The 12621-nt window shown below is 69.4% G+C and carries 11 protein-coding genes and 2 pseudogenes; 7 read left to right on the forward strand and 6 right to left on the reverse strand.

Annotated features, from left to right (window positions below):
- The 6 genes and pseudogenes from G3N98_RS34675 to G3N98_RS40030 all read left to right on the forward strand — a co-directional run.
- The coding region (locus G3N98_RS34675) for a DUF2760 domain-containing protein (RefSeq protein WP_206150665.1) at positions 1–262 on the forward strand (262 nt) is incomplete at its 5' end.
- Positions 259–2100, forward strand: coding sequence for an Hsp70 family protein (locus tag G3N98_RS34680; protein WP_206150666.1), 1842 nt, complete (start codon positions 259–261; stop codon positions 2098–2100). The genes G3N98_RS34675 and G3N98_RS34680, both read left to right, overlap by 4 nt.
- 5 nt (positions 2101–2105) lie before the next feature.
- Entirely contained in the window at positions 2106–4850 is a 2745-nt protein-coding gene (locus G3N98_RS34685; RefSeq protein ID WP_206150667.1) for an Hsp70 family protein, read from the forward strand.
- Positions 4851–5233: 383 nt separating this feature from the next.
- On the forward strand, positions 5234–5503 hold the full coding sequence (locus tag G3N98_RS34690) for a DUF1778 domain-containing protein (protein ID WP_206150668.1): 270 nt from the start codon (positions 5234–5236) through the stop codon (positions 5501–5503).
- Positions 5500–5988 carry a GNAT family N-acetyltransferase gene (locus G3N98_RS34695; protein WP_206150669.1) on the forward strand — a complete coding sequence of 163 codons (489 nt, stop codon included), beginning with the start codon at positions 5500–5502 and terminating at the stop codon, positions 5986–5988. The genes G3N98_RS34690 and G3N98_RS34695 overlap by 4 nt, the downstream gene beginning before the upstream one ends.
- A 79-nt stretch (positions 5989–6067) precedes the next feature.
- Positions 6068–6192 (forward strand): annotated as a pseudogene (locus tag G3N98_RS40030) (IS3 family transposase); the annotation flags it as partial.
- Positions 6193–6343: 151 nt separating this feature from the next.
- Here G3N98_RS40030 and G3N98_RS34700 read toward each other — a convergent pair.
- A complete protein-coding gene (locus tag G3N98_RS34700; protein WP_206150670.1) occupies positions 6344–7357 on the reverse strand; it encodes an arginine deiminase-related protein in 1014 nt (337 codons plus the stop codon).
- 59 nt (positions 7358–7416) lie between these two features.
- A complete protein-coding gene (locus tag G3N98_RS34705; RefSeq protein ID WP_089432189.1) occupies positions 7417–8496 on the reverse strand; it encodes an ornithine cyclodeaminase in 1080 nt (359 codons plus the stop codon).
- A gap of 346 nt (positions 8497–8842) precedes the next feature.
- On the opposite strand from G3N98_RS34705, the gene G3N98_RS34710 reads away from it, so the two are divergent.
- Complete coding sequence (locus G3N98_RS34710; protein WP_006479718.1) at positions 8843–9274, forward strand: Lrp/AsnC family transcriptional regulator; 432 nt, start codon at positions 8843–8845, stop codon at positions 9272–9274.
- Between the two features lie 45 nt (positions 9275–9319).
- Here G3N98_RS34710 and G3N98_RS34715 read toward each other — a convergent pair whose 3' ends face one another.
- The 4 genes and pseudogenes from G3N98_RS34715 to G3N98_RS34730 form a co-directional block, all read right to left on the reverse strand.
- Positions 9320–9913, reverse strand: a complete 594-nt coding sequence (locus tag G3N98_RS34715) for a peroxidase-related enzyme (RefSeq protein ID WP_206150671.1) — start codon at positions 9911–9913, stop codon at positions 9320–9322.
- Positions 9910–10440, reverse strand: coding sequence for a hypothetical protein (locus tag G3N98_RS34720; RefSeq protein ID WP_206150672.1), 531 nt, complete (start codon positions 10438–10440; stop codon positions 9910–9912). The genes G3N98_RS34715 and G3N98_RS34720 overlap by 4 nt, the downstream gene beginning before the upstream one ends.
- Positions 10441–10485: 45 nt before the next feature.
- On the reverse strand, positions 10486–11916 hold the full coding sequence (locus tag G3N98_RS34725) for an NAD(P)/FAD-dependent oxidoreductase (RefSeq protein WP_206150673.1): 1431 nt from the start codon (positions 11914–11916) through the stop codon (positions 10486–10488).
- Positions 11913–12500 (reverse strand): annotated as a pseudogene (locus tag G3N98_RS34730) (LysR substrate-binding domain-containing protein); the annotation flags it as partial. The pseudogene G3N98_RS34730 and the gene G3N98_RS34725, both read right to left, overlap by 4 nt.
- Positions 12501–12621 lie beyond the last annotated feature (121 nt).

Raw genomic sequence — 12621 nt, forward strand, 5'->3', positions numbered from 1 at the left:
CCTCGTGCACGACGGCTGCCGTGCCGCGCTGCGCGAACACTTCACGATCGTGCCGGTGCGCGACGAAGCCGAAGGCAGCCGCGTGACGCTGCCGGCCGGCTTCGACGCGACGGCCGTGCGCGTGACCGGCAACGTGGTCGGCGCCGCGCCGTTCACGGGCACCGTCAGCCATCGCGGCTGGCGGGTCGCCGACGTGCGCCTGCCGAAGCTGACGGGCAGCCACGACGCGTCGGTCGTCGCACCGGCGGAGGTGGAACTGTGAGCGATCCGCGCTATTCGATCGGTATCGATCTCGGGACGACCCATTGCGCGCTGTCGTATGTCGACAGCGCCGCGAGCGACGGCGAAACCATCACGCAGCAGGTGCTGCCGATCGCGCAGCTCACCGCGCCCGGCGCGCTGGAGTCGCGCGACCTGCTGCCGTCGTTCCTCTACCTGCCGCATGAAAGCGAACTCACGCAGGGCGACCTGACGCTGCCGTGGACGGCCTCGCGCGGCTTCGCGGTCGGCGAGATGGCGCGCACGCGCGGCGCCGGCACGCCGATCCGCCTCGTGTCGAGCGCGAAGAGCTGGCTGTGCCACCCGGGCGTCGACCGCCGCGCGGCGATCCTGCCGAGCGATGCGCCGCCGGAAGTGGCGCGCGTGTCGCCGCTGGAAAGCTCGATCCGCTACCTGACGCACCTGCGCGAAGCGTGGGACCACGCGCATCCCGACGCGCCGTTCGCCGACCAGGACGTGACGGTGACGATCCCCGCATCGTTCGACCCGGCCGCGCGCGAGCTGACGGCCGAGGCCGCCCGCGCCGCCGGCTACTCGCGGATGACGCTGCTCGAGGAGCCGCAGGCCGCGCTGTACAGCTGGATCCAGAAGAGCCAGGGCGGCTGGCGCAAGCAGGTGCAGGTCGGCGACCTGATCCTGTGCGTCGACGTCGGCGGCGGCACGACCGACCTGTCGCTGATCGCGGTGGTCGAGCGCGAAGGCAATCTCGAACTGCATCGCGTGGCGGTCGGCGAGCACATCCTGCTCGGCGGCGACAACATGGACCTCGCGCTCGCGCATGTCGTCGCGCGCAAGCTCGCGCAGCAGGGCACGCAGGCCGATCCGTGGCAACTGCGCGCGCTCACGTACGCATGCCGTTCCGCGAAGGAAACGCTGCTGTCCGACCCGGCGACCGACGCGGTGCCGCTCGTCGTGCCGAGCCGCGGCTCGAAGCTGATCGGCGGGTCGATCCGCACGGAGCTGACGCGCGCGGAACTCACGCAGACGATCCTCGAAGGGTTCTTCCCGCAAGTCGACGCGGCCGCGCGCCCGGTGAGCCGCGCCCGTGTCGGCCTGACGCAGCTCGGCCTGCCGTATGCGCAGGACGCGGGCATCACGCGCCATCTCGCGGCGTTCCTCGGCCGCCAGGTCGCGGCGCTCGACTCGCTCGAAGGCGTGCAGCGCACGCTGCCGCAGGGCGCGACGTTCCTGCATCCGACCGCCGTGCTGTTCAACGGCGGCGTGTTCAAGTCGACGCTGCTCACGCAGCGCGTGCTCGATACGCTCAACAGCTGGCTCGCCGCCGAAGGTGCACCGCCCGCGCGCCTGCTCGAAGGCGCGGATCTCGATCTCGCGGTTGCGCGCGGCGCGGCGTACTACGGCTACGTGAAGCGCGGCCGTGGCGTGCGCATTCGCGGCGGCACGGCGCGTGCGTACTACGTCGCGATCGAATCGGCGATGCCGGCCGTGCCGGGGCTCGAACCGCCGGTGCAGGCGCTGTGCGTCGCGCCGTTCGGGATGGAGGAAGGCTCGGACGCGGCGCTGCCGCCGCAGGAGTTCGGCCTCGTCGTCGGCGAACCGGTGCAGTTCCGCTTCTTCGGTTCGTCGGTGCGCCGTCAGGACCAGGTCGGCACGCTGCTCGACTACTGGTCGCCGGAAGAGCTGCAGGAGCTGGAAGAAATCCAGGCGACGCTGCCCGCCGAAGGCCGCACCGTCGGCGAGGTCGTGCCCGTGAAGCTGCATGCGCGCGTGACCGAAGCCGGCACGCTCGAACTCGAGGCGATCCCGAGCGGTACGGACGAGCGCTGGAAGGTCGAGTTCGACGTGCGCGGCGCCGCCTGAGCGCGATGAAGCGCTATACGGTCGGGATCGACCTCGGCACGAGCAATACGGTCGTCGCATACGTCGAGGCCGGTTCCGACGCGATCCGCGTGTTCGACGTCGAGCAACTGGTCGGCCCCGGCGCGGTGGCGGCACAGCCGCTGCTGCCGTCGGTGCGCTATCACCCGGCGGCGGGCGAGCTGCCGCCGGACACGCTGCGGCTGCCGTGGGCGGCCCACGCGAAAGCGAGCGCGGCCGGTGCGACGCCGGCCGTGATCGGCCGCTACGCGCGCACGCTCGGCGCGCAGGTGCCGGGCCGGCTCGTGACGAGCGCGAAGAGCTGGCTGTCGCACGCGTCGGTCGACCGGCTCGCGGCGATCCTGCCGTGGGGCGCGGCCGACGGCGTCGACAAGGTGTCGCCGGTCGACGCGAGCGCGAGCTATCTCGCGCACGTGCGTGACGCGTGGGACGCCCGTTTTCCCGATGCGCCGCTCGCGAAGCAGGACGTGATCCTGACGGTGCCCGCGTCGTTCGACGACGGCGCGCGTGCGCTGACGGTCGAGGCCGCTCGGCGTGCGAAGCTGCCCGCGCTGCGGCTGCTGGAAGAGCCGCAGGCCGCGTTCTACGACTGGCTGTACGGGCAGCGCGACACGCTGCGCGAGTCGTTTGCCGCTGCGCGCCGCGTGCTGATCTGCGACGTCGGCGGCGGTACGACCGATCTCACGCTGGTGGATGTCGCGCCGGGCGACGATGGCGAACCGACGTTCACGCGCGTCGGCGTCGGCAACCACCTGATGCTCGGCGGCGACAACATGGACCTCGCGCTCGCGCGCCTGGTCGAGTCGCGGCTGACCGAGCCCGGCACGCGGCTGTCCGCCGCGAGCCTGTCGCAGCTCGTCGAGCGTTGCCGTGCCGCGAAGGAGCGGCTGCTCGGCGACGATGCCCCCGAATCCGTCAACGTCACGCTGCTCGGCGCGGGCAGCAAGCTCGTCGGCGGCGCGCGTTCGGCCGAGCTGACGCGGCAGGAAGTCGAGCAGATCGTCGTCGACGGTTTCTTTCCGCAGGTCGAAGCCGGCGAGTTGCCGCGCCGTGCGCGCGCCGCGATCGTCGAATTCGGGCTGCCGTATGCGAGCGACGCGGCCGTCACGCGGCACGTCGCCGCGTTCCTGAATCGTCATGCGGAAGGCCCGCTGCCCGACACGCTGCTGCTCAACGGCGGCGTGTTCCGCGCGGGCGCGCTCGCCGGCCGTCTCGCGCAGACGCTCGGCGCGTGGCGCGGTGCGCCGCTCGACGTGCTGCACAACGCGCATCCGGACGTCGCGGTCGCGCGCGGCGCGGTGGCCTACGGGCTCGCACGCGCCGGGCATGCGCCGCGCATCGGCGGCGGTTCCGCGCGCAGCTATTTCCTCGTGCTCGACGATGGCGCCGAAGGCGCGGCCGCGCGTGGCGTCTGCCTGCTGCCGCGCGGCACGGAGGAGGGCCACGAGATCCGGCTCGACGATCGTACGTTCGCGCTGCAACTCGGGCAGCCGGTGCGTTTCCACCTCGTATCCACGGTGGCCGACACCGCGTACCGGCCCGGCGATCTCGTCGATCTCGACGGCGGCGATTTCGTGCGGCTGCCGCCGATCGCGACGGTCGTCGACGCAAAAGCGGGCGGCGATGCGCGCGAAACGCCGGTGAAGCTCACCGCGTCGCTGACGGAAGTCGGCACGCTTGAAATGCACTGCATCGCGACCGACGATGCGGCGCGTCGCTGGCGGCTCGAATTCCAGCTGCGCGGCGATGCGCCCGTGCAGGGCGACGACGCTGCGCTCGCGCGGCATCCGCGGCTCGACCAGGCGCTCGAACTGATCGAGCGCTCGTTCGGCAGCAAGGCCGCCGGCGTTACGCCGAAAGACACGCGACGGCTGCGCGCGCAGCTTGAGCAGGTGCTCGGTGCGCGGGAAGAGTGGGACGTTGCGCTCGCGCGTGAACTGTTCGATGCGTTGCTCGCGCGTGCACGTCGGCGGCGGCGCTCGGCCGATCACGAACGTGCGTGGCTGAACCTCGCCGGCTATTGCCTGCGCCCGGGCTTCGGGCATCCGCTCGATGCGTGGCGCATCGAGCAGCTGTGGCCGTTGTTCGACGACGGGATTCAGTATGTGACCGACGCTCAGGTGTGGTCCGAGTGGTGGACGTTGTGGCGGCGCGTGGCCGGCGGCCTCGACGACGATGCGCAGACGCAGGTGCGCGACGCGATCGCGTTCCTCGAACCGACCGACGACAAGCGGCGCAAGCTGCCGTTCGATCCAGGCAAGGTCGGGCCGGCCGACATGACGCGGCTGTCCGCGTCGCTCGAGCGACTGCCTGTCGAACGCAAGGTCGAGCTGGCCGAGCGGCTGATCGCGCAATTGCAGAAGCCGGCCGAGCGGGCACTGTGTGCGTGGGCACTCGGGCGCATCGGCGCTCGCCGGCCGTTCTACGGCAGCGCGCACAGTGTCGTGCCGGCGGAAATCGCCACCGGCTGGCTCGATGCGCTGTTCGCGCTCGACTGGAAACAGGTCGAACCGGCCGCCTTCGCGGCCGCTCAGATTGCACGCATGACCGGCGACCGTTCGCGCGACCTGCCGGACGATACACGCGAGGCCGTGATCAAGCGCCTGTCGGCCGCGAATGCGTCGGCGGCGTGGATCGACATGGTGCGCGAGGCGATCGCGTTCGACGAAGCCGACACGGTGCGCGTGTTCGGCGAAACGCTGCCGGCGGGGTTGAAGCTGCTGGCGGGGTGAGCGGTACTGCCACCTGGCTGCTCGCCAGCTACGTGCCTAGACAGGGCACGATACTCGCAGACGATTCCGTTCCCGCCCCGTACGATCGGGCGCGCCGGACTACGCGAGATCACCTTCCTGGTATGAAGCCCCAAACCCGGTTTCGGCCGGTTTTTTGTTGGCCGGCGCCGGCGCGCGCCTGGACAGAGGTGCAAAAAGTGTCACTTCTGATAACTTTTCTTATCAGAGGACGCTGCCCCAGGCGCCGCTCCCCGACGGCCGATTCACGGGATGTCCGTATTGACGGACGCCGGATCTGTCCTTGCGAGCACACCCGGCAATTTTCCGTACGACTTGACAGACCCGGCAAATTTCCGTACGGTAGCGAGAGGAGGTAACACCCTATGGCTACTACTCGCTTTGAAGCACGCGTCGAGACCGACGTGCTGGCGGTGATCCGCCGGGCCGCCGAGATCCAGGGGCGCACGATGTCGGACTTCGTGGTGTCCGCTGCGCGCGAAGCCGCGCAACGCGCCATTTCCGAGGCGGATGTGATTCGCCTGTCGGTGGCGGACTCGGAGCGCTTCGCCGCGGCGATTCTGTCGCCCGCCAAGCCCACGGACGCTTTGCAGCGCGCACTCGATCATCACGACCAGTTGCTGCGTAACGAATGACCGGTGCGCAGCTCACGGTGGCCGCGCTCGATGCGGCCCATGATCGAACCGGTTTTGAATGTGGCACGCCGGCGCTTGACCGCTACTTGCGCGAAACGGTGACGCAGGACGTTCGTCGCCGCATCGCCGCGTGCTTTGTGATGCTCGACGGCAATGTCGTTGCCGGCTACTACACGCTATCAGCCGCCAGCATCGCGTTGGCCGATTTGCCCCACGAGGTAGCGCGCAAGCTGCCGCGCTATCCCGCGATCCCGGCGGTGCGCATGGGTCGACTGGCGGTTGATCGCCGGTATCGGGGCAGGGGACTGGGTGCAGCCTTGCTGGTCAATGCCTTGCGGCGCGCGGCCGGCTCGGAGATCCCGGCCGTCGCCTTGACCGTCGACGCGAAGGACGAGGGCGCCGCGGCGTTCTATGGCCATTTCGGTTTCCAGTCCCTCACGCACGACCCGTTGGCGTTGTTTTTGCCGTTGGCGACGGTCACGTAGGTGTGGCCGCCGCATCATGCTGAACCGCCCCGGGTTTTGTGGAGGCTCCAACGCTTGAGGGAATGGAGCCGGGAACAAGAAGGCCAATAAGTTTTCCCCAGAAGTCCGAGAGCGCGCAGTGCGCTTGTTACGCGAGCAGCGTAATGAACCCCGTCAATGTGGGCGGCAGTCGAATCGATTGCACCGATGATCGGCTGCCAGGCAGGTGCAAGGCGCGGCTGCGAGCGAAGCGCTGAATTACGTTCGACGACGGTCGAGAGGGGCGTGCCGTTTGCGGTGCTCGACACTTGCCGCACCGTGTCGGATCCGCGCGCGTGTCTCACAACAGACGTTGCGCGCACTTCACTTCTCATTGTCAGGTCTGCGGTTTCGGTGCGCGCTGCGAGTTGACCTGTTCGATCGCCGGCATGTCCAGTAAGTTCTGCGCTGTCGAACGCCGCGCCAGATGAATCCCCGCCAGCATGCAGCGCACCGATCCACCGGCCAGTTCGATCGTCGGCACGTCGAGCGGCAGCAGCCGCGCCGAACGCTCGATCGTCGCGCGCTGCACCGGCGTGAGGCAGTCGTACGCGCGCCGCGACAGCGCGAGCACACGCCCTTCCTTGCCCGACAATTCCAGCGTATTGCCCGCGAAATTCGCGATCTGCGATGCATCGAGCGCGATCACCGTGCGGCCCGTTTCGGCCAGCCGTTGCGCGATCTCGTCACGACGACGGCGGTCGGCGATGAGTTCGAGGCCGACCATCGCGAACTCGGTCGCGACGCTCATCATCACGTTCGTGTGATAGATCGGGCGCCCGTCGGCATCGGCCGTATCGAAGCAGATCGGCTCGAAATTGAAGTGCGTGCAGAAGCGTTCGAGCGCGACCGGATCGGCGCGGCGCGAACGCGCGGTGTACGCGATCCGCGCGACGTGGTCGAGCACCATCGCGCCGGTGCCTTCGAGGAACACGTCGTCGTATTCGAGGCCCGAGTAGTCGATCACGTCCTGCACGCGGTACTCGGCCTTCAGCATCTCGATCACGTCCGCGCGCCGCTCACGGCGCCGGTTCGCGCTGAACATCGGAAAGAGCGCGACGTGGCCGCCCGGATGCGTCGAGAACCAGTTGTTCGGGAACACGGAGTCGGGCGTGTCGCGCTCGCCGTGGTCGTCGAACACGTGCACGCGCACGCCTGCATCGGCGAGCGTCTGCGCGGCGGCCGTGACTTCGTCGCGTGCGGCGGCCGACACGGATGCCGCGCCGTGCGCGCCGTCGGCGGCGGCCTTGCGCTGGAACGCGTTGTCGGCCGCGGTCTGCGGGTTCGGCAGGAAGCGGTGCGGCCGGATCATCACGACGGCGGCCGGCGCCTGGATCGATACGAGATTCATGGAAGGCAGGAGCGAAAGGCAAGGGGCCGGGCGGCGCGCGGGCCGCCCGGGGATGGCCGTCAGCGCGCGAACGCGGCGACGGCTTCGGTCACGTATGCCGCGTGGCCCTGCGCGATCGCGGCCGGGTCGTCGATCAGCGCGAACAGGTTCTTCGGGTCGACAGCCGGCGGAATCAGCGCGATCTCGACGCCCGCGTTGTGCTGCTGCGCGAGCGCATACAGGTAGCGCAACGCCGAGTAATCCTCGAGCGCGAAGCCGACCGAGTCGAACACCGTGACTTCATCCGCGCGTTCGCGGCCGGTCGTCTCGCCCTGCAGCACGCGCCACAGCTCGGTGACGGGGAAGTCGGCCGGCATCTGCTGGATCTCGCCCTCGATGCGCGACTGCGGCTCGAATTCGACGAACACGCGGCCCGCATGCAGCACGCCCGCCTCGAGTTCGGTCTTGCCCGGGCAATCGCCGCCCACCGCGTTCAGGTGCATGCCGGGCTCGATCATGTCGGCCGTGACGATCGTCGCGTATGCCTTGTCGGCGGTGACGGTCGTCACGATGTCGGCGCCGCGCACGGCGTCGGCGGTCGATGCGGCGCGCACCACGCGCAGCGCCGGGTAGGCGGCGAGGTTCTGCACGAGCTTGTCGGTCGCGTGCGGATCGACGTCGAACACGCGGATTTCGTCGATGCCGAGCAGCGTGTGGAACGCGATCGCCTGGAATTCGCTCTGCGCGCCGTTGCCGATCAGCGCCATCGTGCGCGAATCGGGGCGGGCGAGTACCTGGGCGGCGAGCACCGACGTGGCGGCCGTGCGCAGCGCGGTGGTCAGCGTGAGTTCGGCGAGCAGCAGCGGGTAGCCGGTATCGACTTCGGCGAGCGCGCCGAACGCCATCACCGTGTGCATTCCGCGCGCGGCATTGACGGGGTGGCCGTTCACGTACTTGAACGCGAACAGCGACGCGTTCGCGACGGGCATCAGTTCGATCACGCCGTCGCGCGAGTGGCACGCGACGCGCGGCGACTTGTCGAAGTCGGCCCAGTGCAGGTAATCGGCGCGCAGCGTGTCGACGAGCTCGCGGAGGAACGTCGTGACGCCGGTTTGGGCGATCAGTCGGGCGGTGGCGGGAACGTCGAGGAAGCGGGTCATACGTCTGTCTCCTGTCGACCCGAGTGAGCGCTTTAGCGCTTACTCGGGTCCCATGCTTTGCAAATTCTCGGTGCCGGTACGGGTGTCCCTGGCGTTCTGGTCGACCGCGCGGTGCGTCGGCGCGCGTCCCGGCTTCGTGGAAGCGGCCGCGCGGCATATCTGGCCGGTCGACAGAGCCATTATTTCCGCGAGTCGAGCCAACAAAAAGACGGCAAAAGTGGCAGATTTATCGATAGACTTGTCAAATTGCTGGCCAGATATGGCAATTTGACTAAATTGCGCTGGTCGGATTGCAAAGGCTCCGACACGCTGGCGGCCGGTTCACGTTCAACAGGAAGGCCCGTTCATGATCACGCTCGACGACGTCGACCGGCAGCTCATCGCGCTGCTGCGCGACAACGCGCGACTGCCCGTCGTCGCGCTGGCGAAGGAATTGCGCGTCGCGCGCGCGACCGTGCAGAACCGGCTGACGCGGCTGGAGAAGAACGGCGTAATCGTCGGCTATACGGTGCGGCTCAAGCCGGCGGCCGAACGGCACCGGATCCGCGCGCTGATGTCGATCGCCGTGCAGGGCAATCGCGGCGCGGAGGTGGTGAAGGTGCTGCGCGGGCATCCGAACGTCGCGTCGATCCACAGCACCAACGGGCGCTGGGATCTCGTCGCCGAACTGCATGCCGATTCGCTCGAGCACTTCGATCGCGTGCTCGGCGCGATCCGGCTGATCGACGGGATCGCGAATACCGAGACGAGTATTTTGCTGTCGACGCACAAGGCGTGACGCGGGCAGGCGGCGCCGGCGTCAGCGCTCAGGTTTGCCCAGGCGTCAGGCGCTGGTCGCCGATTCCGGAAATACCGGCTCACCTAGCGTCAGCATCAACCGGTTCGCCCACGCGAAGATCGCGACCGCGTGCGACAGGTCGAGAATCTCCTCATGTGTCAGCCCTTCGGCTTCCAGCGCGGCGATATCGCCCGCGTCGACCGTATCGGGCCGCTCCGTCAGCGCGATCGCATAGCGAATGATCGCGCGTTCGCGCGCCGTCGTGCCGGCCGTCACCGGATCGTCGAACACCTGCTCGATCGCGTCGGTGCGCTTCGCGAGCTGCGTAAAGCGCTGCGCATGCACGGACGCGCAGTACACGCAGCCGTTCACGCGCGACACAGCCGTGCTCGCCAGTTCACGCTCCGCGCGCGACAACCCGCCGGGGCCATACATGATCGCGTTGAATACGCCCGAGCGTTGCCGCAGGATCTCGGGAAGATGGACGAGCAGCAGGTAATAGTCGGACGTCTTCGCTTGCGGGTGGCTCGCTTCGAGCACGGCCAGCTGATCGGGCGTCGCGGCATCGAGCGAAACGGTGTCGAGCCAGGCACGCCAGCCGAGCGTGTCGGACGTGAAGCCGTGCGTGGTCGTCGTCATGCGGCCTCCGCTGCGGCACGTGCCTGAAGCGCCTGCGCGGCCACCACGACGCGCAACTGATACGCGACGAACGCCACGAGCTGCGACAGCGCGACGATCGCGGGCGTCGTGAGTCCGGCCGACTTCAGCGCGTCGAGATCGGACGGACGTGCATCGACCGGCGCGCGCGTCAGCAGGCGTGCATGCGCGAGGATCGCGCCGATGCGGCGGGGCAAGGTGTCGAATGCATCAGCGTCCGCACGTGCGATATCGTCGAGCGTGCCGCCTGCGTCGATCAGTCGTGCGCGATAGGTGTCGGCCAGCACGCGAGCGTTCGATTGTTCTGCGACATACCGCGCCGCGTGCAGTCGTTCGATCAACGAAAGATCGGGCAACGCGGGATCGAACAGCGCCGCTTCGCTCAGCCGCGTATGGAGCAGCACCTTGTCGCGTGCGCGACGCAGCGCGGCGACGGCGTCGCCATCGCGCAGGCCGGCCACCGCATCGATCGTGTCCGGCGCATCGGCCGGCGTGATGGATTCAGTCATCGTTTCGGGTTCCCTTCGTCGTCAATGTGATCGATGAACGCGCGCTCATGCGTCGGCGTCGCGCCATTCGTCGCCTTGCAGTTCGGCGTTGGCATACGCGACGAGCGCGTCGTAGTGGCGATCGCGGTCCGCGTCGAACAGCCGGCTCGCAATCCCGTGCGCGAGCCGCCTGGCGCCCGCGCTGATGGCCGGGATATCGCCGGACAGCTTGCCGTGGCTCAGGCTCGCCGCATGGTTGAAGCAGTGAATTCGAGTGATGGCCGCACATGCGCCGGGCTCGCGCTCCTGGAACGCGAACGCGGGGCCGAGGTCGGGCGATTCGGCGAGCTCGTCGATCCACGTGCCCGGCTCCGGTCGATAGCGATCCTTCCAGCGCCGCACCTGCGCGCCGAACGACGCGAATTCCGCGCGCGTCGTCCAGTCCGAATGAAAGCCGGTCGCGAAGATCAGGAAGTCGACCGTGTAGCGTCCGCGCGGCGTCGTCACGTCGAGTCCGTCCGCATGTTCGGCGAGCGTCTCGATCGGGCTGCCCGCATGAAAGTGCGCCTGTTCGTGACGCGACACGCGCAGCACGCTGTCGCGCGGCGGCGGCGTCTGCGACGTCAGCGCGTAGTGCATGAAGCGCCATTTCGTCGCGTCGTCGAGATCGGCGTAGCCGTGCACGAGGCCCGGGCTGCCGATGCCTGTCAGCTTGTTGATGCGCGGGATGTCCGTGCGGCGGAAGAACAGGTCGACGCGCGCGGCGCCGGCTTCGAGCGCGGTGCCCGCGTTGTCGAACGCGGACGCGCCCGCGCCGACCACGCCGATGCGCTTGCCCGCGAGCGCCGCGAAATCGATCGGCTCGGATGAATGGGCCCAGCGCGTGCGCGGCGCGCGTTGCGCGACGGACGGTACGTAGGGGCCGCCGAGCCCGTCGCGGCCGGTGGCGAGCACCACGTGCCGCGCGAGCAGCGTCTGCGCTTCGCCGTTGCCGCGCACGTCGAGCGCGAGCAGGCCGTCGTCGCGCGGGCGCAGCGCGACGAGCGTGGTGTCGTTGCGCACCTGCAGGTCGAGCACGCGCCGGTACCAGCGCAGGTAGTCCATCCATTGCGTGCGCGGAATCTTGTAGAGCGCGTCCCACGCGTCGCGGCCGTATTGCGCTTCGAACCACGCGCGGAACGTCAGCGCGGGCAGGCCGAGCGCGGGGCCCGCGAGCTGCTTCGGCGAGCGCAGCGTGTCCATCCGCGCGAAGGTGACCCACGGGCCTTCGTAGCCGGCCGGCGCGCGGTCGATCACGCACTGGTTGTCGATGCCGAGCAGGCGCAGTTCGGCGGACGCCGCGAGCCCGGCCATGCCGCCGCCGACGATCGCGACGTCGAGCACGCGTGTGCCGTCGGCCTCGCGCGGCGGCACCCACGACGGCGCGGGCAGGTCGAGCCAGCGCAGGTCTTGCGCGAGCCGGGCTTCGAGTGCCTGCAATGGATCGGTCGTCGTCATGCCGCCTCCGGGCGGGTCCGGCGTGCACGCGTCGTGCGGGTTGCCCCACGCGGCGCGCGCTCGGCGCGCAGCCGGTCGCCGCGCAGCAATTCGTCGTGCGCGGCGGCGTCGTGAAAGATCACGTCGTCGAGCAGCGCGCGCGTCGTACGGTGCAGCGCGTCGAGCAGCGCATCGACCGCTGACGTGCGTGCCTTGCCGGCGGGCGTCGCGACGCCGAACGCGAACGGGATGTCGACGTCGAGCGGGCGCGCGACGACGCCCTCCACCGGCAGTGCCACGCCTGTCGCCGGATCGACGATGCCGATCCCGATGCCTGCACGCGCGGCCATGACCGCATTCAGCGACGCATTGGTTTCGATGAACACGCGTGCATCGACTCGCGCGGCCGCGAAGGCCGCATCGATCCGCTGGCGCAGCCGGTGGCGGTTCGCGACCGTCACGATGCGGCGGCGGGCGAGATCGCGCAGCGCGATGCGCGGCTGCGCCGCGAGCGGGTCGCCGGCCGGCAGCACGGCCACGCACGGTGTCTGAGCGATCCAGTGCACGTCGAGCCCCGCGTGCGCCATCGGCAACGTGACGACGCCCGCCCTGCCGCCAAGACCCCTCGCAAGTCGGTACGGAAGCACTAAGCCGCTGCCACCTGCCCGGTGCACTGGCTCCCCCGGTGCCCACAAAGCGGTAGCGTCGCCGCTTCAATTGACCGCT

The organism is Burkholderia sp. Tr-20390 (assembly GCF_017104595.1).
GTDB lineage: Bacteria > Pseudomonadota > Gammaproteobacteria > Burkholderiales > Burkholderiaceae > Burkholderia.